The sequence below is a fragment of the Orrella dioscoreae genome (assembly GCF_900089455.2).
GTDB lineage: Bacteria > Pseudomonadota > Gammaproteobacteria > Burkholderiales > Burkholderiaceae_B > Orrella > Orrella dioscoreae.
Map to the genome: position 1 here is coordinate 1,741,387 of NZ_LT907988.1, position 26,428 is coordinate 1,767,814.

Genomic DNA, 26,428 nt, shown 5'->3' on the forward strand with positions numbered 1-26,428 from the left:
GCCGCGCCGGAGCGCCGCCATGGTCCAGTTGTTCAGCCCCTTCCATTTCCTTGTCATCGGCGTGGGCGCCGCCCTGGGTGCCTGGGCGCGCTGGCTGCTGGGTGCCTGGCTGAACGCCTCCCCGCAGGGCTGGCCCTGGGGAACCCTGGCGGCGAATCTGGTGGGGGGCTACCTGATCGGCGTGGTGCTGGGCGTGGTGGTGGCGCACCCTGAATGGCCCGCCTGGATCCGCCTGGCGGCGGTCACGGGTTTCCTGGGCGGCCTCACCACGTTCTCCACGTTTTCCGCCGAGACGGTCGGGCTGCTGAGCCATGGCCGCTATCTGCTGGCCCTGGGCTATGCCGGCGCGAGCCTGGCAGGCTCGCTGGTGCTCACCGGCTTGGGGCTGTGGACGGTGCGGGGGCTTGCCGCAGGCTGAGCACCTCGCGGGCGGCGGCCTGGCCGCTGCGCACGGCGCCTTCCAGGACGCCCGGATAACCGGTGTCGGTCCAGTCGCCCGCCAGCATGATGCGCCGCCAGGGGCTGCGCGGATGCGCGCGCCGCAGGCCGGGCACGGCCGAAAACGTGGCGCGCTTCTCGATCACCACCGTGCTGGCGGCGATCTCGGGCAGGGCAGGCCAGGGCTTGCGGCGGCGCTTCAACTGATCACGCAGTTGCGCGATCACGGCTTGCGTCAGGGCGTCCTTGTCCATGTCCAGCGCGGACTGGGCCGCGCTCACCACGATGGCGAGTTCGCCGTCGGACTGGCCGGTCAGCGTGCCCCGGTCGATGACCCATTGTCCGAGTTGGCCGTGGGCAGGATCCTCGCTCAGCATCAGGATGGGTTGCGGCAGCCGCCACGGGCCCGCCAGCCGCAGGTTCACGGTGGCGATGGGCTGGTATTCATAGCCGCCCAGCGTCTGGCGCAGCAGGGAACTGCCCGGGGCAGGCGGCAGGCCGGCGATCAGGCGCTGCGCCGCGCGCGGGGGCACCGCCAGCACCGCGGCATCGAATGCCTCGCCATCCAGCGTGACGCCGTCGGCGCCATGGCCCAGGTCGCGCACCGTGTGGCCCGGACGCCAGTCGACCAGCGTGATGGCGGCATCCGGCCACAGGGTGGAAAGATCTTCGCGCGGCAGCAGCATGTCGCTGGCCGCGCGTCCGCCGCGATCCAGGCTGTCACGCAGCACGTGCGCGAACAGGGCGGCGCAGGCGGACTCGACCGGCGTGTTCAACGCCGCCAGGCACAGCGGTGCCCAGAGCCGCGCGCGCAGCGCAGCGGGCTGGTGGTGGGCGTCCAGCAGGTCGCGCACGGTATAGCCGGGCGGCACATGCCAGTCGCGCTTCTTCAGCGCGCGCATCATGCGCACGGCCGCCCAGCGTCCGCCCAGGCCGAGGCCCCGGCCCAGCAGCAGCGCGGCACCCATGTGCAGCGGGGCGGGCAGGCGCGGCGCACGCACGCGCGTGTGACCATCGACGCTTTCCAGGCGCAGCGGCAGGCGTTGCAGCGCATCGGTGTCGCCGCGCAGGCGGCGGATCAGCGACAGGGTGTCGGCATAGGCGCCCAGCAGGATGTGCTGGCCATTGTCCAGGTTGCCGGGGAAGTCTTCATGCGTGACGCGGCGCGCCCGGCCGCCGGGCACGTGCGAGGCCTCGAAGACCGTCACCTGGCAGCCCGCGTCGCGCAGGCTCACGGCCGCGGCCAGGCCGGCCCAGCCGGCCCCCACGATACCGACCCTCATCGCGCCAGCCGCTTGACGAGTCCGGCGCCGCCGCCCACCCAGGTCTTCCAGGCCAACCAGAGCTTGCGCAAGGGCGTGAGCGAGATGCGCTGCTCCAGCACCTGGAAGCGCTCGTCCTCGATTTCCTCGAGCAGGGCGTGATAGATGGCGGCCATCATGAGGCCGGGCCGCTGCTTGCGGCGGTCGGACTCGGGCAGGGCCTGCATGGCCTCGCGGTACAGCCCGCGGGCGCGCTCGGCCTGGAAGCGCATCAGCGCCTCGAAGCGGTCGGAGTGCGTGCCGTTGAGGATCTCGGCGGCCTTCACGTCGAAGCGCTGCAGGTCCTCGATGGGCAGATAGATGCGGCCACGGCGGGCGTCGTCGCCCACGTCGCGGATGATGTTGGTCATCTGGAAGGCCAGGCCCAGCTTTTCGGCATAGACCAGCGTGGCGGGGTCGTCATGGCCGAACACGCCGGCCGACAGCTCGCCCACCACGCCAGCGGCGTGCCAGCAATATTTGCGCAGGCCGGGCCAGTCCAGGTAACGCGTCTGGTCCAGGTCCATCTCCATGCCGTCGATGATGGCCTGCAGGCGTGCCTGGGTGATGTGACAGGTTTCCAGGTGCGGCGCCAGGGCGCGCGTCACCGGGTGATCGGCGCGGCCGGCGTACATGGCGGCAATCTGTTCGCGCCACCAGGCCAGCTTGATGCGCGCCACCGAGGCGTCGGACACTTCGTCCACGACGTCGTCGACCTCGCGGCAGAAGGCATACAGCGCGGTAATGGCGCGGCGGCGTTCCGGCGGCAGGAAGAGGAAGGCGTAATAGAAGCTGGAGCCGCTTTTGGCGGCCTTTTCCTGGCAGTAGTCGTCGGGAGTCATGTCAGTGCTGCCGGGCCGTTCGGGTTGAGCTTGCGGTTGATGTCATGTCGGTTCGCACCGCGCCGGGCGCCATCCGTGGGTTTGCCTCGATCCGGGGCGCAGCGGAGCCGGCTTTGCCGGTCCGCCGGCGCCGCCCCCTTGAGGGGGAAGCGCGTAGCGCTTCGGGGGTGGGCTATACCCTCGCGCGCCACAGCATGATTGCCCAATCCCGGGGGCGCAGGACGGGACGCTGCAGGAAGATGTCGCCCTGGACGGCATCGATCCGCTCCAGGATGCGCAGGCCGCCCTGGATCACCAGCCTGAGTTCGAGACCGATGCGTCCGGACAGGCGGCGGGCCAGCGGCGCGCCGAAGTGTAACAGGGTGCGCGCGCGTTGGGTCTGGAAGCGCATGAGCGCAGTCCACGCTGGGGTCACCTGCTGGGTGGCGATGGTTTTTTCCGTCACCTCGTAGCGCTGCATGTCCTGCTGGGGCAGGTAGACGCGGCCCTTGTTCCAGTCCTGGTGCACGTCCTGCCAGAAATTCACCAGCTGCAAGCCAGTGCAGATGGCATCGGACTCGCGCAGGTTGCCGGGGTCGGCGGCGCCATACAGGTGCAGCATCAGCCGGCCCACGGGGTTGGCGGAGCGGGTGCAATAGTCCAGCAGGGTGTCGTAGTCGTTGTAGCGATGGACCGAGACGTCCTGTTCAAAGGCCGAGAGCAGGTCATAGAAGGGCGCGATGGGCAATTGGTGCCGGGTGATGGTCTCGGCCAGGGGCTCGAAGATGGGCGAGAGTTCGCCCGACGCCACTTCGCGGCTACAGCCCGGACGCGAGCCGATGCGATGCAGCGCGGCCCGGTATTCGGCGAGGCGGGAAAGGCGGGTGTGCGGATGCGCATTGCCTTCGTCGGCGATGTCATCGGCCGTGCGGGCATAGCGGTAGATGTCCGATACCGCCCGCCGCAGGCGCGCAGGCAGCAGCAGCGACGCTACCGGAAAGTTCTCGTAGTGATTGACGCCCATTGATCCCGACGGTTCCTTTACAACCTTGAGCCTTGAATAATCTTGCCCAATTCTAGTAGGTATGACCTGTCATGTTTGTTCCGAGAGTTTGCGCAAGGCCCAGGACGCGAGCGCGATGGCGGCGGGCGAGGTTTCCGGTTCGCATGGCCTCGGTGTATAACCTGACTCCGGCCCGGTCCCGGCGCGGCGCGCCAGGCGCCGCCGGGGCGACCCGATGATTCTGGAGGATGGACCTGCCGTGAAAGACATGTGCGTACTGGTGACGGGATCGACCAAGGGCATTGGCTGGGCCATCAGCCGCCGGCTGGCGGACCTGGGGTGTCACGTGGTGGGCATTGCCCGCGAGACCGACGAGGTCGATTTCCCCGGTTATCTCTATGCCTGCGACCTGGCGGATGCGGGCGCGACCGAGGACGTGCTGCGCACGATCCGCGAGAAATTCCCCATCGACGGCATCGTCAACAACGTCGGCCTGGATGGTCCGCAGCCCTTGGGCCAGATCGACCTGGCGACGCTCTACAACGTCTTCGACCTGAACGTGCGCGCCGCCGTGCAGGTGACGCAGGCCTTCGCGGAAACGATGAAGGTGCGCCGCAGCGGCCGCATCGTCAATGTCTGCAGCCGCGCCATGTGGGGCGCAGCCGAACGGACCAGCTACGCCGCGGCCAAGAGCGCGCTGGCCAGTTGCACCCGCACCTGGGCGCTGGAGCTGGCCGAGTTCGGCATCACCGTCAATGCGGTGGCGCCTGGGCCGGTCGAGACCGAACTGTTCCGCCAGGCCCATCCCGTGGGAAGCGACGCCGAGAAGCAGGCGCTGGCCTCGGTGCCCATGCATCGCGTGGGCGCGCCCGACGACGTGGCGGCGCTGATCGCCTTCCTGCTGGGGCCCGAGGCGGGCTTCATCACGGGCCAGATCATCGGCGTGGATGGGGGCGGGGCGCTGGGCCAGCCGTATTGACACTTCCGGGCCCAGCATGACGCGGGTGTCCGGCCCGCGCGCGGCGCGGCCGGCGGCTTGCCGGTAAACTGCCGCGATCATGGCCAAGACTAAAACGCAGTTCGTCTGTTCCGAGTGTGGCGGCACCTCGCCGAAGTGGCAGGGCAAGTGCCCGCATTGCAACGCCTGGAACACGCTCGAGGAAACCCTGGAACCGTCGGCCGCGGCCGGCGGGCACCGCTATGCGCCGCTGGCGGCCAGCACGCCCGTGCGCACGCTGTCCGAGATCGAGGCCCGCGAGTTGCCGCGCCTGCCCACCGGGCTGGAAGAGTTCGACAGGGTGCTGGGCGGCGGCCTGGTGGCGGGCGGCGTGGTGCTCATCGGCGGCGATCCGGGCATCGGCAAGTCCACGCTGCTGCTGCAGGCGCTGGTGTCCATGTCGGGCGCGGCCCGCGTGCTCTACGTCACGGGCGAAGAGTCCGCCGAGCAGGTCGCCTTGCGCGCCCGCCGGCTGGGCGTCACCTCGGACAATGTCGACCTGCTGGCCGAGATCCGGCTGGAATCCATCCAGGCGGCGCTCTCCGAGCAGAAGCCGGCCGTGGCCGTCATCGATTCCATCCAGACCGTCTATTCGGGCGAACTCACCGCCGCGCCCGGGTCGGTGTCGCAGGTGCGCGAGTGCGCCGCGCAGCTCACCCGCTATGCCAAGCAGACCGGCATCCCCATCGTGATGATCGGCCACGTCACCAAGGACGGCACGCTGGCCGGTCCGCGCGTGCTCGAGCACATCGTCGACACGGTGCTGTATTTCGAAGGCGACACGCACTCCTCTTTCCGCCTGGTGCGCGCCTTCAAGAACCGCTATGGCGCGGTCAACGAGCTGGGCGTCTTCGCCATGACCGACCGCGGCTTGCGCGGCGTGGCCAATCCATCGGCGCTGTTCCTGTCGCAGCATGCCCAGCAGGTGTCCGGTTCCTGCGTGATGGCGACGCAGGAGGGCACGCGGCCCCTGCTGGTCGAGATCCAGGCCCTGGTGGACAGCGCGCATGCGCCCAATCCCAAGCGCCTGACCGTGGGGCTGGAGGGCAACCGCCTGGCCATGCTGCTGGCGGTGCTGCACCGGCACGCGGGCGTGGCCACCTATGACCAGGATGTCTTCGTCAATGCGGTGGGCGGCGTGCGTATCGCCGAGCCCGCGGCCGACCTGCCGGTGCTGCTGGCCATCATGTCCTCCTTGCGCGACCGGCCCTTGCCCCAGGGCATGATCGCCTTCGGCGAAGTCGGCCTGGCGGGCGAGATCCGCCCCGCGCCACGCGGCCAGGAGCGCCTGCGCGAGGCCGCGAAGCTGGGCTTCAACGTGGCGCTGGTGCCCAAGGCCAACGCGCCGCGCCAGCCCATCGAGGGGCTGGAGGTCTGGGCGGTGGATCGGCTGGATGCGGCGCTGGAGCGCTTGCGCTAACGGCGGCGGCCGGCAGTCTCTTTTTCATTTCGGAGTTTTCCCGTGTCTCTCGTCGTCCTGGTGATCGGCTGCCTGCTGAGCGGCGCGGTCATCGGCTTGCTGGGCGGCATCCTCGGCATCGGGGGCGGCCTGATCGCCATCCCCGCGCTGGGCCTCGTGCTGGGCATGGACCAGCAACTGGCCCAGGGCACGGCGCTCGTCATGGTGTTGCCCACCGTGCTCATGGCCGTGCGCAAGTACAACCAGCAGGCCCGCATCGACCTGTCGGTGGCGGCGGCCGGCGCGCTCAGCGCAATGGTCTGTACCTGGCTGGGCGCGCGCTGGGCCCTGGGCATGGACCCCGTGACCTTGCGGCGCAGTTTCGCGGTCTTCCTGTTCTGCGTCGGGGCCTTCTACGTCTGGCAGACCTGGCGCAAGCCGCGCACGGCGGCCGGGCAGGGCGGTGGCGCGCAGGCGTCCGCGCCCACCCTGAAACGACGCCAGGCCGCGTTGCTGGGGGCGCTGGCAGGAACGCTGGGCGGCTTCTTCGGCGTGGGCGGCGCGGTGATCGCGGTGCCTGTCATGACCGCGGTCTACGCGTTGCGCCAGGCGGCGGCGCAGGCATTGGCGCTCACCATGATCATTCCGGGCGCCTGCGTGGCGCTGTTCACCTATGCGCGTTCCGGCAGCACCGACTGGGTCGTGGGCGGGGCGCTGGCTGCCGGCAGCCTGCTGCTGGTGCCGGTGGGGGTGCGCATCGCGTATCGCCTGCCCGAGCGCGGCCTGCGCGCGGCCTTTGCCGTGATGCTGTTCGGCACGGTGGCGCTGCTGCTGGCCGAGGGATGAACGCTGACGGCCCGGTCAGCGTCCAGACAGCGTAAATTCAGTTACGACATTCTCCTTAAGTTTGCGGAAACCTCCCGCGTCCAGCCCCCTCCAAGCCAGTACGGAGCCACTGGCATCTTGCCCGTGCCCGGTATCACCGGACCCGGACGTCCGGTTGCTTTCTTGCAAGGAGAGTCCACCATGACGACACAAGCACGCATCGCCGCCTTCCTGTCGACCTCGGCCCTGTGCCTGGGGCTGGCGGCCGGCCCGGCCGCCCATGCCGCTGAAACGGGCCGAACCTCGGCCCAGGCCAGCAGCCAGGCAGCCCATGGCACGCACGCAAGTCCGCAAGCCAGGCCGCAAGCCAAGCACGGCAAGACCACGGGCCATACCCAGGCGCACCAGCCTGCCCACAAGCCGGGCAAGTCCACGCAGTCTTCCCAATAACCCGCGCGGCCCTGCCGTGGCCTGCGCGGCAGGGCCGTTGCCCTTTCTCACCGACGCGCACCCGGCCAGGCGCCAGCCTCGGCCGGGTGCGCGCGTGGCATTCCTGCCGTGCCCTGCAACCCGCGCGTCCCGGCGCGGTCACACCGTTTCGGTATGCTCGGTGCCTGTGTCGCAGTTGCAGGTGCTTTGTCTCCGTCCCTTCCGCAGCCGTCCGGCCGCGGCCCTCCCGCTGATTGCCTTACCATTGCGCCATGTCTCGAACCCTCGCGTCCTCCGCCGCAGTGTCCTCCCCGTCCCCTTCCGGCCGCCGGCCGGGCTGGTCCCTGCGCATGGCGTGGCTTGCCATGGTGCGCGACATCCGCGCCGGCGAGCTGCGCCTGCTCATGCTGGCGCTCATCGTCGCGGTGGCCGCGGTCACGGGCGTGGGCTTCCTGTCCGATCGGGTCGGGCGCGCGCTGGAGCGCGATGCGGGCCAGATGCTGGGGGGCGACATCGTCCTCGAGGCCGATGGCGCCATCGACCAGGCTTTCGTCGACCATGCCCGCAACCTGGGCCTGCGCACCTCGCGGGTCTGGCAGTTCCCGTCCATGGTGGGCAACGGCGACACCCTGCAGCTGTCATCCATCAAGGCGGTGGAGGGCGACTATCCGCTGCGCGGCCGCCTGCGCGTGGCCGACAGCGCCACGGGCGAGGAGCGTCCCGCCGAGGGCGCGCCGGCGCCGGGGACGGTCTGGGTCGACCCGCAACTGCTGGGCATGACGGCGCTTGCCGTGGGCGACATGCTGCACGTGGGCGATACGCAATTGCGCATCGCCCAGGTCATCCGCTACGAGCCCGACCGTGGCATGCAGTTCGTCAACGTGGCGCCGCGCGTGCTGCTGCGGGCCGAGGACCTGCCCGCCACCGGGCTCATCGGCCTGGGCAGCCGTGTCGGCTATGCCTTGCTGCTGGCCGGGGACGAGGCGGCGGTGGCCAGCTACCGCGGCTGGCTGCAGGACAATCTGCAGCGGGGCCAGAAGATCGCCGACCTGGAGTCGGGCCGGCCCGAGGTGCGCCGCACGCTCGACCGGGCCCAGCTTTTCCTGTCCCTGGTGGCGCTGTTGGCCGTCATGGTCTGCGCCGTGGCGGTGGCGCTGGCCGCGCGCCGCTACACCTTGCGCCATCGCGACGGCGTCGCGGTCATGCGCTGCCTGGGGGCCACACAGGGCCAGCTGTTGCGCATGCTCGGCCTGGAGTTCGCCTTCATCGCGCTGGCCGCGTCGGCGGTCGGCTGCGTCGCGGGCTATGGCGTGCACGCCTTGCTGGTGGCGGGACTGGGCAGCCTCATCGACACGACCTTGCCGGCAGCCAGTTGGCGGCCGGGCGTGCAGGGCATGCTGGTGGGCAGCTGGTTGCTGTTCGCCTTCGCGCTGCCGCCGGTCGCCGAGCTGTGCCGGGTGCCGCCGGCGCGCGTCCTGCGGCGCGAAGGCGCGATGGCGGCCAGCTGCGCGGCCATCGGCTACACGGTGGGCGCGGCGGGTTTCGCCGGCCTGGTGTGGTGGTTCGCTGGCGATCTCAAGCTGGGCGCCATCGTGGCGGGCGGCTTCTTCGGCGCCTTTGCGCTGTTTGCCGGCGTGGCCTGGGTGGCCCTGTCGGCCGTGCGGGCCCTGCGCGCGCGCATCCACGGCAGGCCGGCCCTGCGTTTCGCACTGGCCGGCATGGCCAGGCGCCGGGCTGCGTCGGCCGCGCAGATCTGCGCCCTGGGCCTGGGCCTGATGGCGCTCTTGCTGCTGGCCATGACGCGCACCGATCTCATCGACGGCTGGCGCCAGACCATGCCGGCCGACGCGCCCAACCGCTTCCTCATCAATATCCAGCCCGACCAGCGCGAGGCCGTGCAGGCGCGGCTGCAGGCGGCCGGTATCCACGACGTGAAGCTCTGGCCCATGATCCGCGGCCGCCTGGTGTCCATCAATGCGCGCGCCGTGGCGATTTCCGATTACGAAGCGCCGCGCGCGCGCCGCATGGTGGATCGCGAGTTCAACCTGTCCTACGACAGCCAGGTGCCCGCCTACAACGAGATCCTGGCCGGCCGCGAGTTCGATCCCAAGGCCATGGAAGTCTCGATCGAAGACGGCCTGGCCAAGACGCTGGGCATCCAGCTGGGCGACACGCTGGGTTTTGACGTGGCCGGTGCCATCGTCAACGTCGAGGTCACCAGCCTGCGCGAGGTCGACTGGGACACGATGCAGGTCAACTTCTTTGCCCTGACGACGCCTGCCGCGCTGGCGGATGCGCCGCAGAGCTGGCTGACCTCCTTCCACTTGCCGCCTGAGCAGGCGGGCCTGATGCAGGCGCTGGTGCGCGACTATCCGAACCTGACCGTCTTCGACGTGGGCGCGATCCTGGCGCAACTGCAGACCGTGCTGGACCAGGTGGTGGCGGCGGTGCAGTGGCTGTTCGCCTTCACGCTGGCCGCGGGCGTGCTGGTGCTGGCGGCGGCCTTGTCGTCGACGCGCGACGAGCGCACGCACGAGGCGGCCCTGATGCGGGCCCTGGGCGCCACCCGCGGCCAGCTGGCGCGCGCGCAACGCCTGGAGCTGCTGGCGCTGGGCGCCCTGGCGGGCCTGCTGGCCGCGTCCGGCGCGACTGGCGTATCCTGGGCGCTGGCGCGCTTCGTCTTCGATTTTCCGCTGTCCCTGCACGCCTGGCCCTGGCTGGCCGGCATGGCGGCAGGCGCCCTGGCCGCCTGGGGCGGCGGTTCCCTGGCTTTGCGGGGCGTGCTGCGCACGCCGCCGCTCATTACGCTTCGAGGCGCCTGATGGCGACAGTCCTTCCCATTTTCGAACCCTTCGACACGACCCGCTCCCTCTACGATCAGCTCGGCCAGGAGGCCGGCGTGCGCGCGCTGGTCGACCGTTTCTATGACCTCATGGACATGGAGCCCGACCTGAAGGAACTGCGCGCCGTGCACGGCCCCTCGCTGGACAGCGCCCGCGACAAGCTGTTCTGGTTCCTCTGCGGTTACTTCGGCGGGCCGGACCATTACGTCTCGCGTTTCGGTCATCCGCGCCTGCGGGCGCGCCACCTGCCGTTCGCCATCGACAGCCAGGGACGTGACCAGTGGGTGACGTGCATGGGCCGCGCCATGCAGGACCAGGGCCTGCCCGAGCCCCTGGCCGAAAGGCTGTTGCACACCTTCTACGGCACCGCCGACTGGATGCGCAATCGTGAAGGCTGAGGCAACCGCCCAGGTTGCCGCGCCCGCCGGCGCGCAGGCCATCCGCCATGCCTGGCGGGGCGGCGCCATGCTGTATGACCCGGCGGTGATCACGCAGCCCGATCCGGCGCTGTTCGATCCCGCCACCCACGGCGAGCAGGCCCGTCCCGTGGGGGCAGGGGGCCGCCAGGCGGCCTGGTTCCTGTCCCTGCCCGGCGGCACGCAGGCCGCCTTGCGCCACTACCGCCGCGGCGGACTGGTGGGCAAGCTGGTGCGCGCCACCTATGTCTGGACCGGCGAGTCCGATACCCGCGCATTCGCCGAGTTCCGCCTGATGGCCGAACTGCGCGACGCGGGGCTGGCCGTGCCGCGTCCGCTGGCCGCCGGCTACTGGCGCCACGGCCTGGGCTATCGCGCCGCCTTGCTGACCGAGCGCATCCCGGATGCGCAGCCGCTGGCCTTGCGGCTGGAAGACGCGCTGTGCGAACCCGCCGCACAGGCCATCGCCGACATGCATGCGGCCGGGGCCTGGCATGCGGACCTGAATCTCTACAACATCCTGATAGACCGGCAGAACCAGGCCTGGCTCATCGATTTCGACCGCGGGCGCGGCGGCGGGGTGGACGCCGCCGCCCGGCAGGGCAACCTGGCCCGCCTGCGTCGCTCGTGCGAGAAGGTGGCAGGCGCGCGCGGCGTGGCGTTCTGGGCGTTGCTGGCGCGATCCTATGAAGCAGCCTGGCGGGCTCGGCAAGGCTGACGCCGGACACCCCGGATCGCCTCGTCTTTTCGCCATGTGAAGCCCGGCCCGGGCCCCGCCCCACGGCGGAAAAAAGGCTTTATTATTTTGGGTTTGGCAATTTTCTGGTTCTACGCGGGGGAACTCTCATGTCTATCGGAAACGCGGGACGCGGCGGCAAGACCGTGTCCGGGTTGGTCGCGGCGCTCATGGCCTTGTCGGTCTCGGCAGCCGCCCAGGCCCAGGACAACAAGACCGTCAACGTCTACAACTGGGCCGAGTACACCGCGCCCGACACCCTGCCCGGTTTCGAGAAGGAAACCGGCATCAAGGTGCGCTACGACGTCTACGACAGCAATGACACCCTGCAGGCCAAGCTGCTGACCGGCAAGTCGGGCTACGACATCGTCGTGCCGTCCACGCACTACGCCGCGCGCCAGCTGGAAGGCGGTCTTTTCCAGAAGCTGGACCGCAGCAAGATCCCCAACTGGTCGCACCTCGATCCCGAGATCATGGCGCTGGTCGCCACGGTCGATCCGGGCAACCAATACCTCGTGCCCTGGGGCTATGGCACCAACGGGCTGGGCTACAACGTGACCCGCGCGCGCGCCGCGCTGGGGGCCGATGCCGACCTGGGCAGCTGGGACACCCTGTTCAAGCCCGAGAACGCCGCCAAGCTGCAGTCCTGCGGCATCTCCATGCTGGACGAGGCCGCGCAGGTTTTCCCGGCCGTGCTGCACTACCTGGGCAAGGATCCCAACAGCAGCGAGCCCGCCGACTACCGCGCCGCGCTGGACGTCCTGAAGAAGATCCGCCCCTACATTCGCCAGTTCAGTTCCTCGGGCTATATCGACGAGCTGGCCGCCGGCGACCTGTGCATGGTCTATGGTTTCTCGGGAGACGTGCTGATCGCCGCGCGCCGCGCCAGGGAAGCCAGGAAGGACTACGAGATCGACTACTACCTGCCCAAGGGCGGGGCGCCTGCCTGGTTCGACACCATGGCCATCCCCAAGGACGCGCAGAACGTCGATGCCGCGCATGCCTTCATCAACTACATCGAGACGCCGAAGGTCCACGCCGCCATCACCAACCACATGTTCTACCCGAACGCCAACAAGTCGGCGCGCGAATTCGTGAACAAGGACGTGGCGGGCAACGTGAACATCTATCCGCCGGCGGAGGTCTCCAAGACCCTCTACGTCATCAAGCCGCAGCCGCTGGCCGTGCAGCGCCTGCAGACGCGCCTCTGGGCCGAACTGAAATCGGGACGCTGAGCGATCATGGCAGATAGCCGCCAGGCGGTGCAGGACACCGCGGTGGACGCGGACGAGTTCGTCCGCGTCGAGGATGTGGTCAAGGTCTTCGGCGACACGGTCGCCGTGCGCGGGGTGAACGTCGCGGTGCGCCGCAACGAGCTCTTCTCGCTGCTGGGCAGTTCGGGCTGCGGCAAATCCACGCTGCTGCGCATGCTGGCCGGTTTCGAGACCCCCAGCTCGGGCCGCATCCTGCTCGACGGCCAGGACATCACCGGCATGCCGCCGTACCGGCGGCCTGTCAACATGATGTTCCAGTCCTATGCGCTGTTCCCGCACATGACCGTCGAGGGCAACGTCGCTTTCGGCCTGAAGCAGGAAGGCGTGCCGGCCAACGAGATCTACGAGCGCGTGCAGGAAGCGCTGGAGCTGGTGCAGATGGGCCAATATGCCCGCCGCAAGCCGCACCAGCTGTCCGGCGGCCAGCAGCAGCGCGTCGCGCTGGCGCGCAGCCTGGTCAAGCGCCCGAAGCTGCTGCTGCTGGACGAACCCATGTCCGCGCTGGACAAGCAGATCCGCCAGAAGACGCAGATCGAGCTCGTGCGCATCATCCAGCAGGTGGGCGTGACCTGCATCATGGTCACCCATGACCAGGACGAGGCCATGACCCTCTCCGACCGCCTGGCCGTCATGACCGACGGGCAGATCGTGCAGGTGGGTTCGCCGCAGGATGTCTACACCTTCCCCAGCAACCGCTTCGTGGCGGGCTTCATCGGCTCGACCAATCTCTTCACCGGCACCATCGTGGTGGACGAGCCCGATCACATCGCCATCGAAAGCGACGACCTGCCGCGCCCGCTCTTCGTGAGCCACGGCGTCAGCGAGCCGCTGGGCATGGAAGTGCACGTGTCCATCCGGCCCGAGCAACTGCTGCTGTCGCGCGAGCAGCCACGGGTCGAGCACAACTGGGGCTTCGGCGTGGTCAGCCACGTGGCGTGGCTGGGCAGCCATGCGCGCTACCAGGTGCGCCTGTCCTCGGGCAAGATCGTCGAGGTCAGCGTATCGGGCCGCCAACTGGCCGGCCCCGACGCGCCGGGCCTGGACGAAGAGGTCTACGTCAGCTGGGACAACGACAGCGCCATGGTGCTCGCATCATGATGCGCCTGGACGTGCGCAAGCTGCTTCCGGGCAGCCGGGCGCTGGCCATCGTGCCGCCGTATGCCTGGCTGGCGCTGTTTCTGCTGGTGCCGTTCTTCCTGGTGCTGAAGATCAGCTTCGCCGAGCTCGAGTTCGGCGTGCCGCCGTACACGCCGCTCTACGAGTTCAAGGACGAGACCATCACCCTGGCGCTGCACCTGCGCGGCTACGCCATGCTGCTGGCCGACTCGCTGTACGTCCAGACCTATCTCAACTCGCTGGAGATGGCCGCCATCACCACGCTGTGGTGCGCGCTCATCGGCTATCCCATCGCCTATTACATCGCGCGCTCGGCGCCTGCCGTGCGCAACGTGCTGCTGCTGGCCGTGATCCTGCCGTTCTGGACTTCGCTGCTGCTGCGCGTCTACGCCTGGGTCGGCATCCTGCGCAACGACGGCCTGCTGAACAATTTCCTGATGTGGCTGGGCGTCATCGACAGCCCGCTCGAGATATACCGCACGGACCTGGCCGTCTACATCGGCATGATCTACGCCTATCTGCCGTTCTTCATCCTGCCGCTCTACGCCAATCTCGTGAAGCTGGACACGCGGCTGCTGGAAGCCGCCTACGACCTGGGCGCGCGTCCCTGGCAGGCCTTCCTGAAGATCACGCTGCCGCTGTCGCGCGCCGGCGTCATCGCGGGCGCCATGCTGGTGTTCATTCCCTGCGTGGGCGAGTACGTCATTCCCGAAATGCTGGGCGGCGCCAACACGCTCATGATGGGCCGGCTCATGTGGAACGAGTTCTTCACCAACACCGACTGGCCGATGGCCGCGTCCATCACGGTGGTCATGGTGTTGCTGCTGCTCGTGCCGCTCGCGCTCTTCCAGAAGAGCCAGGTGCGCCAGATGGAGCTGCAGCGGGAGGGCGCGCGATGAGCACCGCCATCGCCCCCAACCCCTGGCTGCGCGGCCTGGTCCTGTTCCTGGGCTTCGGCTTCCTTTACCTGCCCATCGCCACGCTGATCGTCTTCTCGTTCAACGACTCGGCCATGGTCACGTCCTGGAGCGGCTTCTCGTTCCGCTGGTACACCGCGCTCTTCAATGACTCGGTGCTGCTGTCGGCGGCCTGGCTGTCCTTCCGCATCGGCGCGCTCAGCGCCACCGCGGCGGTCATCATCGGCACCTGGGCCGGTTATGTGCTGGCGCGCATGGGGCGCTTCCCCGGCTTTTCGCTGTATCTCGGCATGGTCAGCGCGCCGCTGGTCATCCCCGAGGTCGTGCTGGGCCTGTCGCTGCTGCTCATGTTCGTGGAAATGGACAAGCTCTTCGGCTGGCCCGGCGAGCGCGGCATGTTCACCATCTGGGTGGGCCACGTGCTGCTGTGCACGGCCTATGTCGCGGTCATCATCCAGTCGCGCATCCGCGACCTGGACCGCTCGCTGGAAGAGGCTGCGCTGGATCTCGGCGCACCGCCGCTCAAGGTCTTCTTCCTGATCACGCTGCCGCTCATCGCGCCGGCTCTGGGCGCGGCCTGGCTGCTGTCCTTCACGCTGTCGCTCGACGACGTCGTCATTGCCTCGTTCCTGTCGGGGCCGGGCTTCACCCCCTTGTCGCCCGAGATCTTCTCGCGCGTGCGCCTGGGGCTGAAACCCGAGGTCAACGCGTTGGCGACCTTGTTCATCCTGGCGGTGGGGGTGTGCGTCATCGTCGCCCATCGCCTGCAGAAACGGAGAGAGGAACGATGAGCCTGACCTTGTACGGCCTGAAGGCCTGCAGCACCGTCGCCAAGGCGCGGCAATGGCTGGACGCCCACGATGTGGCGCATGACTTCGTCGATTACCGCGAGACGCCCGTGTCGCCCGCCCTGTTGAAAGACTGGGCGGCACAGCTGGGCGGCTGGGAAAAGCTGGTGAACCGGGCCTCCATGACCTGGCGCAACCTGGATGAAAGCCGCAAGTCCCCGGCTTCCGATGCCGAGTGGCTGGCCCTCATCGCCGAGTACCCCGCGCTGGTGCGCCGTCCGGTCTCGCAGGCCGGTGACGGCACGGTGGCCGTGGGCTTCAACGAAAAGCGCTACACCGAGCGCTTTCTCTGACCCGGCCGGCGGGCGCGGCCAGCGCCCGGCTTCCTGAGTCTCGTCCATGCTGCCCGACGCCTTCTTCGACCGGGACGCCCTGACCCTGGCGCGTGAGCTGCTGGGCATGGTGCTGCGCCATCGCGTGGGCGGCATCTGGCGTTCGGCGCGCATCATCGAGACCGAGGCCTATACCCTCGACGACCGCGGCAGCCATGCGTCGCTGGGCTACACGCACAAGCGCCGCGCGCTGTTCCAGGATGGCGGCGTCATCTATATGTATTACGCCCGCGGCGGCGATTCGCTGAACTTCAGCGCGCACGGCCCGGGCAATGCGGTGCTGATCAAGTCGGCCTATCCCTGGCTGGATGCCAAGGCCGGTCCGCGCGCGCTGGCCGCCATGCAGCGCGCCAACCCCGATGCGCAAGGCCGGCCGCGCCCACCCGAACGCCTGTGCGCGGGGCAGACCCTGCTGTGCCGGTCGTTGGGCTTGCAGGTGCCGCATTGGGACGCGCAGCGCTTCAACGCGTCGCGCTTCTTCGTGGAAGACGTGGGCGAACGACCGGCAGTGCTGGTGCAGGCGGCCAGGCTGGGCATTCCCGCCGGCCGGGACGCGCACCTGCCTTACCGCTATGTGGACGCGGCCTATGCGCGCCACTGCACGCGCAACCCCTTGCGGCGTGGCCAGACTGCCGGGCTGGATTACCGCCTGGTGGACCGGCAGGGGCTGCCCTTGCCGGCGTCCCCGGCGGATTGAACTGGCCCGGTGGCAGGCATCGGGCAGCCTGAGACTGTCCGGCCAGGCAGCTATCCCGCGCTCTACAATCCTGTCTTCCCGGAGAACACCTTGACCGCTATCCTGCTCTGGCTGGCCGCCGTGGGCGCCGTTTTGGCCACCTTGCTTGCATTGCTCGCGCTCCTGCGCGGACAGCGTCCCGATCCGCGCCTGGACCGTCTGCTGGAAGGCCAGGACAAGCTGGCGCGCGGCCTTCGCGCCGACCTGGCGGAGGGGCAGCGTGCCTTGCGCGCCGAGTTCTCGGAGTCCTCGCGCGCCATCCGGGCCGAGCTGGCGCAAAGCCACGAGGCGCTGCGTGCCGTGCTGTCGCGGGATGCCTCGGCATCCCGCACGGAACATGCGGAAGCCCAGGCCCGTTTCGTCTCGCGCCTGACCGAGCAGCTGCAGGGCCTCATCGAGATCAACGAGCGGCGCCTGTCGGAAGTGCGGCTGACGGTGGACCAGCGCCTGCAAAGCCTGCAGGCCGACAACACCGCCAAGCTCGACGAAATGCGTCGCACCGTCGATGAAAAGCTGCACGCCACGCTGGAACAGCGGCTGGGAGAGTCCTTCAAGCTGGTGTCCGAGCGCCTGGAGGCCGTGCACAAGGGCCTGGGCGAGATGCAGTCGCTGGCCGCCGGCGTCGGCGACCTGAAGCGCGTGCTGACCAATGTGAAGAGCCGCGGCACCTGGGGCGAAGTCCAGCTTGCACGCCTGGTCGAGGACACGATGACGGCCGACCAGTACGGCCGCAACGTGCGGCCGGTGCCGGGCAGCGACGCCATCGTGGAGTTCGCGATCCGCCTGCCGGGCCGCGAGACCGAGGGCCAGCCTGTCTGGCTGCCCATCGACGCCAAGTTCCCCAAGGAAGAGTACGAGCGCCTGGTCGACGCGCAGGACACGGCCGACGCCGACGCCGCGCGCGTGGCGGGCAACGCGCTGGCGCGGGCCGTCGAGATCCAGGCCAAGCTCATCGCCGACAAGTACATCGCGCCGCCGCACACGACCGATTTCGCCATCATGTTCCTGCCCACCGAGGGCCTGTACGCGGAAGTGCTGCGCCGCCCCGGCCTGGTCGACAAGCTGCAGGGCCTGCGCGTGAACGTGGCCGGCCCGAGCAACCTGGCCGCGCTGCTCAACAGCCTGCAGATGGGCTTCCGCACGCTGGCGATCGAACAGCGCTCGTCTGAAGTCTGGCAGGTGCTGCGGGCGGTGAAGACGGAGTTCGGCAAGTTCGGCGAGTCGCTGGCGAGCGTGAAGAAGACGCTGGATACGGCCAGCAGCAAGATCGGTCTGACGGAGACGCGGACGCGGGTGATGCTGCGGAATCTGAAAGCGGTTGAGGCGCTGCCTGATGGGGAGGCGCAGCGGTTGTTGGGGGAGGCTTCTGAGGAGGAGCGGGTTGATGAGGGGTGATTTTTTGGAAGGGGGGTTGAACCGCTAGGTTGACGGCCGCCGAGGGTGGTCGTGCCGTCGGCCGCCTGCCGCGCGGTGGGGCGCCCACAGCGCCCCGCCCCCCGCAGAAGGCGCCCGCCGTCCCGCCCACCCTCGACGTCCTGCGTTTGAGTGGTGTGTACCGGAGTCATCCACCGTAGTCCTGCTCGCATTCTTGCCTTGCGCTCGCTGCCTGTCCGAAGATCTCGGCTTGCCGCTCAGCAATGGGCGCCCACAGCGCCCATTGCTGAGCATTCGGGAAAGCAATAGGGCAGCTTTTGAGAGAGGGGGGAAGGGGAGTGGAGGTGGGGGGCATCGCGCTTCGGGCGGGGGCCCCCGTCAGGCTGCGTTGTCTGCTTGGAGGCGTTGTTCCGTCATCGTGACTGAATGGCGGGAGTCTTGCGCGGGCAGAGGCACCGAGACATTGATGAGCCTGGCGGCTTCGGCCGCTCCGTGACGGTGGTGGAGCAGCCTTTCCAAGCAGGCAACACGGCCAAGCGGCGCCCGTAGTCCGAAGCGTGCTGCTTCCCCCCTCCAACTCTCGCCCCCACTCTCTCAAAAGCTGCCCTATTGCTTTTCCGAATGCTGGCCGGTGGGCGCTGTGGGCGCCCTCCGGCCAGCGGCAAGCCGAGATCTTCGGGAGGGCAGCGAGCGCAGGGCAAGAATGCGAGCAGGACTCGGGTTGCTGACTCCGATCCAGAACCCCTAAGCGCAGGACGTCGAGGGTGGGCGGGACGGCGGGCGCCTTCTGCGGGGGGCGGGGCGCTGTGGGCGCCCCACCACGCGGCAGGCGACCGACGGCGCGACCACCCTCGACGGCCGTCAACGATGCGGTATCACAACCTCACCCACCCCCCCCCGCAGCGAAAGCTTCCCTCCAAACCGATCTGCTACATTCCCGGCTTCACCCCGAAATTCTGTCGCGGCGCCTCTCCGGTGTCCCTTCCTATGCTTACTCAACAGCAACTCAAGCAGCAGGCGGCCGATGCCGCGCTCGATTACATCGACCCTTTCGTTGGTCCCGACGTCGTCATCGGCGTGGGCACCGGCTCCACGGCGGATCTCTTCATCGATGGCCTGGTGCGGTTCAAGGGACGGGTGCGGGGCGCCGTGGCCAGTTCCGAGCGCAGCGCCGCCCGCCTGGCGGCGCACGGCATCACGGTATTGGACCTGAACGACGTCGCCGACATGCCCGTCTATGTGGACGGCGCCGATGAAATCGATCCCGCGCTGAACATGGTCAAGGGCGGGGGCGGCGCGCTCACGCGCGAGAAGATCGTGGCCTCGGTGGCCAAGCGCTTCGTGTGCATCGCTGACGAATCCAAGCTGGTCGACCGCCTGGGCGCCTTCCCGCTGCCCGTCGAGGTCATTCCCATGGCCCGTGAGGCGCTGGCGCGCCGCCTGGCCGCGTTGGGCGGCCAGCCCGTCTGGCGCCAGGGCTTCGTCACCGACAACGGCAACATCATTCTGGACGTGGCGGGTCTGACGATCAAGGATCCAGCCGCGTTCGAGGCCGAGGTCAACAACATCCCCGGGGTGGTCACCTGCGGCCTGTTCGCGCGCGCGGGCGCCGACGTCGCGCTGCTGGCTACCCAAGGGGGTATTCGCCGCCTGGACCGAAAGTCATAATGTTGTCACATGCGAGTCATAAGCTTGCTGGATCGTGCGTAAGCCCGCCGAAATGCAAGCGATGCGGCTCACCACCCCCCACCCGGCGCGGCCTCCCGCGGCATGCCGGCTGAAATATGACAGCGCCTTGTACAAGGCAGGAAACAGGGATCAGGCATGACCGAACATACCAACAAGCAGTTCGACCAGGATCTGGAGCGCATCCGCTCGCAGTTTCTGCAGATGGGCGGGCTGGTCGAAGCCATGATCCAGGACGGCATCGATGCCCTGGCCAGCGGTGATCTCGACCTCGTCGAGAAGGTCCGCGAGCGCGAAAAGGAAGTCAACCGCCTGGAAGTGGAAATCGACGAGCGCATCAGCCTGATCCTCGCTCGCCATCAACCCACCGCCATCGACCTGCGCATGATGCTGGCCGTCTCCAAGATGCTCACGGACATGGAGCGTTCGGGTGACGAGGCCGAGAAGGTCGCCACCGTCGCCCGCCGCGTGCACGAAGGCGAAAGGCGCTACCAGCCGGTCGTCGAGCTGCGCCACATGGCCAACGGCGTGCTGGTCATGCTGCGCCAGGCCCTGGACTCCTTCGCCCGCCTGGACGCCATCCAGGCCGCCGCCGTGGTGCGCAGCGACAAGGAAGTCGACAAGGAATGGAAGGGTGCGCTGCGTCACCTGATCACCTACATGATCGAAGACCCGCGCACCATCTCCCGCTCCATCGACCTGATCTTCATCGCGCGCGCGCTCGAGCGCGTGGGCGACCACTGCAAGAACATGGCCGAGCGCGTCATCTACATGGTGCACGGCGCCGACGTGCGCCACACCGGCGTGAAGAACACCGAGCGCCTGGCGCGCGGTGAGACCGAGCCGGACGCTGGCGCCGAGTAAGCCCGCCGGGCCGGATGCTGTCCGGCTTGCGCAAGAAAAAACGCCATCCTTGCGGATGGCGTTTTTTTTCGTCTCGGGGTGGGGCTCAGGCCGAGGGGGGCACGTAGCCGTGGGCTTCGACGTCGCTGTCCTCGAACAGGAACTTCTCCATTTGCTGGGCCAGGTACTTGCGGGCGCGGCTGTCGGCGAGGTTCAGGCGGTTTTCGTTGACCAGGCGGGTCTGCACCGACTGCCATTCCTGCCAGGCTTCCTTGGAGATGCTCTGCCAGATGCGCGTGCCCATCTCTCCGGGATACGGAGGGAAATCCAGGCCTTCGGCCTCGCGCTTCAATTTCACACACTGGACGGTACGGGCCATGATCGACTGCCTATGAAAAGTAATGGTTCATTCTAACCTTGCCCATCCGGCAAGACCGGCCAAGCCCCCAAGGGTCATGGGGGCGGCGAGGGTGCAGGCTCAGAGCCGCTTGATGAAGATCAGGCTGTTGCGCGAGCGGTTGTAGCTGGCCTGGCGCTCGCGCGGCAGGTCGGCGACGCCGCCCTGCGTGAAGCCGCGCTTCAGGAACCAGTGCGAGGTGCGGGTGGTGAGCACGAACAGCCGCTTGATGCCCTGCGCGCGCGCGCGTGATTCGATGTGGCGCAGCAGGATCTCGCCTTCGCCCGCGCCTTGCCACTCGGGATGCACGATGAGGCAGGCCATTTCCGCCATCTGCTCGCCCGGATAGGCATGCAGCGCGGCGCAGCCGTAGATCACGCCGTCGTGCTCCAGTACCGTGAAGTTCTCCACGTCGCGTTCGATGACGCTGCGGCCACGGGCCACCAGCGTGCCGTCGGCTTCCAGCGGCTCGATGAGCTGCAGGATGGCGCCCACGTCGTCGACGGTGGCGGCGCGCAGGTCGTCCAGCGTGTCCTCGACCACCATGGTGCCCACGCCGTCGTGGGTGAACACTTCCAGCATCACGCTGCCGTCCAGGGCATAGGGCACCAGGTGCGCACGCGCCACGCCGCGCTTGACCGCGCGCGAGGCGTAGCGCAGGAAGAAGGCGGTGTCCTCGTCCAGCGCGCCTTCGGCCAGCAGCGAGTCGGCGTCGTCGCGGGCCAGCTCGGTGTCGACGTTGCCGTCGGCATCCAGCACGCCACGCGTGTCGGTCAGGAAGATCAGCTTCTCGGCGCGCAGGGCCACGGCCACGCTCGTGGCCAGCTCTTCCATGGCCAGGTTGAAGGCGTCGCCCGTCGGCGAGAAGCCCAGCGGCGACAGCAGGACCACGGCGCCGCGCTCCATGGCGAAACGCAGGGCGTCCGCGTCCACCTTGCGGACGTGGCCGGTGTGGCGATAGTCCACGCCGTCGATCACGCCGGCAGGGCGGGCGGTGATGAAGTTGCCCGACAGCACGCGGATGTGGGCGTGCGACATGGGCGTGTTGGGCAGCCCCTGGCTGAAGGCGGCCTCGATGTCCAGGCGGATCTCGCCGGCGGCTTCCTTGGCGCATTCCAGGGCGGCGGCGTCGGTGGGCGACATGCCGCGACCGAACTGCTGGTCCAGCCCCTTCAGCCGCAGCTGTTCGTTGACCTGCGGGCGCGAGCCGTGCACCAGCACCAGCTTGATGCCCAGGGCCGACAGCAGCGACAGGTCCTGGATCAGCACGTTCAGCGCGCCGGCCTGCACCAGTTCACCGCCGAAGCCGATGACGAAGGTCTTGCCCCGGAACGCGTGCACATAGGGCGCCACCTCTCGGAACCATCGCACGAACTGCGCGGCGGCGAATTCGGGGGCTTCCAGGGCGGAGACGGTGTCGGGTTCCAGGTCATGCATGGCGGTGAGGGGGTATCCAGCGAAAAGAATCGGAAAACGGAGCGGGGATGGGTCCCCCTGCCGGTCCACGGCCGGGCAAAACGCCTGGCGCGTGGCGGAAATTATAATGATGGGCTTCAAGTAGCGATTCAACCCATGTCCGACAATCCCGGCACGGCCGCAAGCGCGGCGCGACGGGGGCCTGCCAGGCAGGCGCCCGAGACCGACGCGCCGCCGCGCGTCGCCCCGCCCATCCAGTACCCCGAAGACCTGCCCGTCAGCGCGCGGCGCGACGAGATCGCGCGCGCCATCGCCGCCCACCAGGTCACGATCGTGAGCGGGGAAACCGGCTCGGGCAAGACCACCCAGCTTCCCAAGATCTGCCTGGAACTGGGGCGCGGCCTGCGCCGCATGATCGGCCACACCCAGCCGCGCCGCCTGGCCGCCACCTCGGTGGCCAAGCGCATCGCCGACGAGCTGGGCACGCCGCTGGGGGAGTGGGTGGGCTACCAGGTGCGTTTCAACGACCGCACCGGGCCCAATGCGGCCATCAAGCTCATGACCGACGGCATCCTGCTGTCGGAGTCGCAGCGCGACCCGCTGTTGCGCCGCTACGACACGATCATCATCGACGAGGCCCACGAACGCAGCCTCAACATCGATTTCCTGCTGGGTTACCTGAAGCAGCTCCTGCCGCGGCGGCCCGACCTGAAGGTGATCATCACCTCGGCCACCATCGACGCCGAACGCTTCGCCACGCACTTCGCCGACAAGCGCGGCCGGCCCGCGCCCGTCATCGAGGTCTCGGGCCGGCTGTACCCGGTGGAAATCCGCTATCGCCCGGTGCGCGAGGAAGAGGAAGACGGCAAGCCCGCCAAGCGCGGCGGCGAAGGCGAGCGGCTCTCGGGCGACGAGGAACGTGATCTCATCGATGCCATCGTGGACGGCGTGGACGAATGCGCCCGCAGCGGTCCTGGCGATGTGCTGGTCTTCCTGCCCGGCGAACGCGAGATCCGCGAGGCCGCCGAGGCCCTGCGCAAGCACCATCCGCCGGGCACCCAGGTGCTGCCCCTGTTCGCGCGGCTGTCGCAGGCCGAGCAGGAGCAGATCTTCCGCCCCACGGGCAATGGCCGCCGCATCGTGCTGGCCACCAACGTGGCGGAGACCTCGCTGACCGTGCCCGGCATCCGCTACGTCATCGACAGCGGCCTGGCCCGCATCAAGCGCTATTCCTGGCGCAACAAGGTCGAGCAGCTGCGCATCGAGTCCATCAGCCGGGCATCCGCCAACCAGCGCGCCGGCCGTTGCGGCCGGGTGGGGCCGGGCATCTGCCTGCGGCTCTATGACGAGGCCGATTTCGCGGCACGCGCGCCCTTCACCGATCCGGAAGTGCTGCGTTCCTCGCTGGCCGCCGTCATCCTGCGGATGAAGGCCCTGCGCCTGGACGATATCGAGCAGTTCCCCTTCGTCGAGGCGCCGCCCGGACGTGCCGTGGCCGATGGCTACCACCTGCTGCAGGAACTCGGCGCCATCGACGAGGCCAACGTGCTGACCGAGGTGGGCCGCGAACTGGCGCGCCTGCCGGTGGATCCGCGCATCGGCCGCATGATCCTGGCGGCGCGCCAGCACGACTGCCTGGCCGAGATGCTGGTCATCGCCGCGGCGCTGTCGGTGCAGGATCCGCGCGACCGCCCGCTGGAGCAGCGCGAAGCAGCCGAGGCGGCCCACGCACGCTTCGCCGACGAGAAATCCGAGTTCCTGTCCTTCGTGAAGCTCTGGCAATGGTATGGCGAACAGGTGGCGCACAAGGGCTCGCAGCGCAAGCTGGTCGCGCTCCTGCGCCAGCATTTCCTCTCGCCCATCCGCCTGCGCGAATGGCACGACGTCCACACGCAGCTGGCCGCGGTCGTCGGCGAGCAGGGCTGGCGCGTCAACCAGAGCCCGGCCACCTACGAGCAGGTGCACCTGGCCCTGCTGACCGGGCTGCTGGGCAATATCGGCGTGAAGAGCGAGGAGGCGGGCCACTTCCAGGGCGCCCGCGAACTGCGTTTCCACATCCACCCCGGCTCGAGGCTGGCCCGCAAGGCCGGGCGCTGGGTGGTGGCCGGCGAACTCATGGAAACCTCGCGGCTGTACGCGCGCTGCGTGGCGCGCATCGAGCCCGTGTGGCTCGAGCGCGTGGCTTCGCACCTGATCCGCCGCGCCCATGCCGACCCGCGCTGGGAGCGCAAGGCCGGGCAGGTGGTGGCCAACGAGCGCGGCACCTTGTATGGCCTGCCGGTCTACAGCGGCCGGCGCATCCACTATGGCCGCGTGAATCCCGGGCACGCCCGCGAGCTTTTCATCCGCCAGGCGCTGGTGCCGGGCGACATCGACACGCGCCTGCCCTTCGTGGCGCAGAACCGCAAGCTGATCGCGCAGATCGAGAAGCTGGAGCACCAGACGCGCCGTCCCGATATCCTGGTCGACGACACGCTGATCTTCGCCTTCTACGACAAGCTGCTGCCTGAGGACATCAGCCAGACCGCCACGCTGGAAGCCTGGTACGCCAAGCTCGACAAGGCGGGCGCGCAAGCCCTGTTGCTCACGCGCGATGCGCTGATGCGCCACGAGGCGGCGGGCGTCACCACCGAGGTCTTCCCGAAGAAGGTGGAATGGCAGGGCGTCGCGATGGCGCTCGACTATCACTTCGAGCCCGGCTCGCCGCGCGACGGCGTGACCTTGTCCGTGCCGCTCTTCGCGCTCAACCAGATCGACGCGCAGCGCTGCGAGTGGCTGGTGCCCGGCATGCTGAAGGAAAAGGTGCAGTTGCTGCTGAAGTCCCTGCCGCAGAAGCTGCGTCGCCACTGCGTGCCCTTGCCGGACTACGCCTCGGGTTTCTACGACCGCTGGTTCGAGCGCCTGGACGACCCGCAGATGGGCCTGGTCGAGGGCATCATCGCCGACATGTGGGAGCAGGTGCAGATCCGGCCGCAACTGGCGGACTTCAAGCTCGAGACGCTGCCCGCCCACCTGTTCATGAACTTCAAGGTCATCGACGAGCATGGCCGCATGCTGGAGGCGGGCCGGAACCTGGCGCAGCTGAAAGCGGGGCTGGGCCGCCAGGCCCAGGTCACCTTCCAGCAGATGGCCGCGCGCGATGCGGGCGTGGCCCAGGCGCTGTCGCACGAGAACCTGAGCGACTGGACCTTCGGCGCCTTGCCCGAGCTGCTGGAAATCCAGCGCAAGGGGCAATCCTTCGTGGGGTATCCGGCGCTGGTCGATCGGGGCACGCATTGCGACCTGGACGTCTATGACGATCCCGAGGAGGCGCGGCGGCACCATCGCGCGGGCCTCTTGCGGCTTTTCAAGCTGGGCCTGCGCGAGCAGGTCAAGTTCCTGGAAAAGAACCTGCACGACCTGACCAAGACCAGCATGCTCTTCATGCCGCTGGGCACCCTGGAAGAACTGCGCGACCAGATCGTCGACAGCGCCATCGGCCAGGCCTGCCTGGCCGAACCCTGGCCGGTGGACGCCGAGGCCTTCGCGGCGCGGCGCGCCGAAGGCAAGGGCCGGCTGGGGCTGCTGGCGCAGGAAGCCGCGCGGCTGGCCGCGACGGTGCTCACCGAATGGGCGGCGGCGCAGCGCAAACTGCCGCAGGCCAAGGGGCATGCCGCGGCGCATGCCGACATCCAGCAGCAACTGGGGGCGCTGGTCACGCGCTGGTTCATCCGCGACACGCCGCAGGCGCAGCTGGCGCATTTCCCGCGTTACCTGAAGGCGGTCAGCGCCCGCATCGACAAGCTGCGCGCCGATCCCGCCCGCGATGCCCGCATCATGCAGGAGATGGCGCCGCTGCTGACGCTCTACCAACGCGCCCGTGCAGCACGCAAGGGCGCGCCCGACGCCGGCCTGGACGAGTTCCGCTGGCTGCTGGAGGAGCTGCGCGTCGCGCTTTTCGCCCAGGAGTTGCGCACGCCCATGCCCGTGTCGGTCAAGCGCCTGCAGAAGAGTTGGGAAGCCATGCAGCGCTGACGGGCGCTGCCGCCCGCGCCCGAGCGTCGCCACGCGATGGCGCCGGCTCGGGCGCGAAGCCCCTGATGGCGACAGGACATTCATCGCAATTTCAACTGCTGCACTGCACAATACCAGCTTCGCACGTCCCGCGCGGGGCAGGGGAGCGCTTTTGCCGTGTCCGCCGCCCCGCAAGGCAGGCTGTTTCCCGGGCAGCGTGCCGGGACGGCCAGCAACACTCGAGGACACATGGATTTCAGTATCAAGGACAACGACGCCGGTGACGGC

Annotated in this window: 23 protein-coding genes; 18 read left to right on the forward strand and 5 right to left on the reverse strand. The window is 68.8% G+C overall.

The annotated features are described in order from the left end of the window. Positions 1-19: 19 nt before the first annotated feature. Complete coding sequence (gene crcB / locus ODI_RS08125) at positions 20-418, forward strand: fluoride efflux transporter CrcB (protein WP_067759475.1); 399 nt, start codon at positions 20-22, stop codon at positions 416-418. Here the strand turns inward: crcB and hpnE are convergent. From hpnE to hpnC, 3 genes are all read right to left on the reverse strand, one after another. After that, positions 372-1,721 (reverse strand): hydroxysqualene dehydroxylase HpnE, encoded by a 1,350-nt coding sequence (hpnE, locus tag ODI_RS08130; RefSeq protein ID WP_067759472.1) that lies wholly within the window; start codon positions 1,719-1,721, stop codon positions 372-374. The genes crcB and hpnE overlap by 47 nt on opposite strands. After that, positions 1,718-2,581 carry a presqualene diphosphate synthase HpnD gene (hpnD, locus tag ODI_RS08135; protein WP_067759470.1) on the reverse strand — a complete coding sequence of 288 codons (864 nt, stop codon included), beginning with the start codon at positions 2,579-2,581 and terminating at the stop codon, positions 1,718-1,720. Before hpnD ends, hpnE begins: the two co-directional genes overlap by 4 nt. A gap of 172 nt (positions 2,582-2,753) precedes the next feature. Next, complete coding sequence (gene hpnC, locus ODI_RS08140) at positions 2,754-3,584, reverse strand: squalene synthase HpnC (protein WP_067759468.1); 831 nt, start codon at positions 3,582-3,584, stop codon at positions 2,754-2,756. Positions 3,585-3,822: 238 nt separating this feature from the next. Here hpnC and ODI_RS08145 point away from each other — a divergent pair, with 238 nt between their 5' ends. The 16 genes from ODI_RS08145 to phoU all read left to right on the forward strand — a co-directional run bounded on the left by ODI_RS08145 (position 3,823) and on the right by phoU (position 20,355). Beyond that, complete coding sequence (locus ODI_RS08145; protein WP_067759818.1) at positions 3,823-4,542, forward strand: SDR family oxidoreductase; 720 nt, start codon at positions 3,823-3,825, stop codon at positions 4,540-4,542. Between the two features lie 79 nt (positions 4,543-4,621). Beyond that, the gene (radA, locus tag ODI_RS08150; protein WP_067759466.1) at positions 4,622-5,980 is read left to right on the forward strand and encodes a DNA repair protein RadA; all 1,359 of its coding nucleotides are present in this window, start codon (positions 4,622-4,624) and stop codon (positions 5,978-5,980) included. Positions 5,981-6,022: 42 nt separating this feature from the next. After that, positions 6,023-6,805 (forward strand): sulfite exporter TauE/SafE family protein, encoded by a 783-nt coding sequence (locus ODI_RS08155; RefSeq protein WP_067759464.1) that lies wholly within the window; start codon positions 6,023-6,025, stop codon positions 6,803-6,805. A gap of 180 nt (positions 6,806-6,985) precedes the next feature. Next, the gene (locus tag ODI_RS22260; protein WP_067759462.1) at positions 6,986-7,234 is read left to right on the forward strand and encodes a hypothetical protein; all 249 of its coding nucleotides are present in this window, start codon (positions 6,986-6,988) and stop codon (positions 7,232-7,234) included. Positions 7,235-7,485: 251 nt separating this feature from the next. Beyond that, the gene (locus tag ODI_RS08165) at positions 7,486-10,035 is read left to right on the forward strand and encodes an ABC transporter permease (RefSeq protein ID WP_082985514.1); all 2,550 of its coding nucleotides are present in this window, start codon (positions 7,486-7,488) and stop codon (positions 10,033-10,035) included. Beyond that, a complete protein-coding gene (locus ODI_RS08170; protein ID WP_067759459.1) occupies positions 10,035-10,454 on the forward strand; it encodes a group II truncated hemoglobin in 420 nt (139 codons plus the stop codon). The genes ODI_RS08165 and ODI_RS08170 overlap by 1 nt, the downstream gene beginning before the upstream one ends. 67 nt (positions 10,455-10,521) lie before the next feature. Continuing rightward, the gene (locus ODI_RS08175) at positions 10,522-11,190 is read left to right on the forward strand and encodes a 3-deoxy-D-manno-octulosonic acid kinase (protein WP_067759815.1); all 669 of its coding nucleotides are present in this window, start codon (positions 10,522-10,524) and stop codon (positions 11,188-11,190) included. 188 nt (positions 11,191-11,378) lie between these two features. Then, the gene (locus tag ODI_RS08180; protein ID WP_162292311.1) at positions 11,379-12,443 is read left to right on the forward strand and encodes a polyamine ABC transporter substrate-binding protein; all 1,065 of its coding nucleotides are present in this window, start codon (positions 11,379-11,381) and stop codon (positions 12,441-12,443) included. Positions 12,444-12,449: 6 nt separating this feature from the next. Beyond that, positions 12,450-13,580 carry an ABC transporter ATP-binding protein gene (locus tag ODI_RS08185; protein ID WP_067759454.1) on the forward strand — a complete coding sequence of 377 codons (1,131 nt, stop codon included), beginning with the start codon at positions 12,450-12,452 and terminating at the stop codon, positions 13,578-13,580. Continuing rightward, positions 13,577-14,497 (forward strand): ABC transporter permease subunit, encoded by a 921-nt coding sequence (locus tag ODI_RS08190; RefSeq protein WP_067759451.1) that lies wholly within the window; start codon positions 13,577-13,579, stop codon positions 14,495-14,497. Before ODI_RS08185 ends, ODI_RS08190 begins: the two co-directional genes overlap by 4 nt. After that, the gene (locus ODI_RS08195; RefSeq protein WP_067759448.1) at positions 14,494-15,306 is read left to right on the forward strand and encodes an ABC transporter permease subunit; all 813 of its coding nucleotides are present in this window, start codon (positions 14,494-14,496) and stop codon (positions 15,304-15,306) included. The genes ODI_RS08190 and ODI_RS08195 overlap by 4 nt, the downstream gene beginning before the upstream one ends. After that, on the forward strand, positions 15,303-15,656 hold the full coding sequence (locus tag ODI_RS08200; RefSeq protein WP_067759445.1) for a Spx/MgsR family RNA polymerase-binding regulatory protein: 354 nt from the start codon (positions 15,303-15,305) through the stop codon (positions 15,654-15,656). Before ODI_RS08195 ends, ODI_RS08200 begins: the two co-directional genes overlap by 4 nt. A gap of 46 nt (positions 15,657-15,702) precedes the next feature. Next, a complete protein-coding gene (locus tag ODI_RS08205; protein WP_067759442.1) occupies positions 15,703-16,392 on the forward strand; it encodes a DNA-3-methyladenine glycosylase in 690 nt (229 codons plus the stop codon). Positions 16,393-16,482: 90 nt separating this feature from the next. Next, a complete protein-coding gene (gene rmuC, locus ODI_RS08210; RefSeq protein WP_098020873.1) occupies positions 16,483-17,826 on the forward strand; it encodes a DNA recombination protein RmuC in 1,344 nt (447 codons plus the stop codon). Positions 17,827-18,792: 966 nt separating this feature from the next. Next, a complete protein-coding gene (rpiA, locus tag ODI_RS08215; RefSeq protein WP_067757877.1) occupies positions 18,793-19,473 on the forward strand; it encodes a ribose-5-phosphate isomerase RpiA in 681 nt (226 codons plus the stop codon). Positions 19,474-19,629: 156 nt separating this feature from the next. Continuing rightward, positions 19,630-20,355, forward strand: coding sequence for a phosphate signaling complex protein PhoU (phoU, locus tag ODI_RS08220; protein WP_067757880.1), 726 nt, complete (start codon positions 19,630-19,632; stop codon positions 20,353-20,355). Positions 20,356-20,440: 85 nt separating this feature from the next. On the opposite strand, the gene ODI_RS08225 is transcribed toward phoU, so the two are convergent. After that, positions 20,441-20,713, reverse strand: coding sequence for an oxidative damage protection protein (locus ODI_RS08225; protein ID WP_067757883.1), 273 nt, complete (start codon positions 20,711-20,713; stop codon positions 20,441-20,443). Positions 20,714-20,812: 99 nt separating this feature from the next. Further along, complete coding sequence (argA, locus tag ODI_RS08230; protein WP_067757885.1) at positions 20,813-22,168, reverse strand: amino-acid N-acetyltransferase; 1,356 nt, start codon at positions 22,166-22,168, stop codon at positions 20,813-20,815. Positions 22,169-22,303: 135 nt separating this feature from the next. On the opposite strand from argA, the gene hrpA reads away from it, so the two are divergent. Then, positions 22,304-26,161: an ATP-dependent RNA helicase HrpA gene (gene hrpA / locus ODI_RS08235; RefSeq protein WP_067757888.1), complete on the forward strand. Its 3,858-nt coding sequence runs from the start codon at positions 22,304-22,306 to the stop codon at positions 26,159-26,161. Positions 26,162-26,428 lie beyond the last annotated feature (267 nt).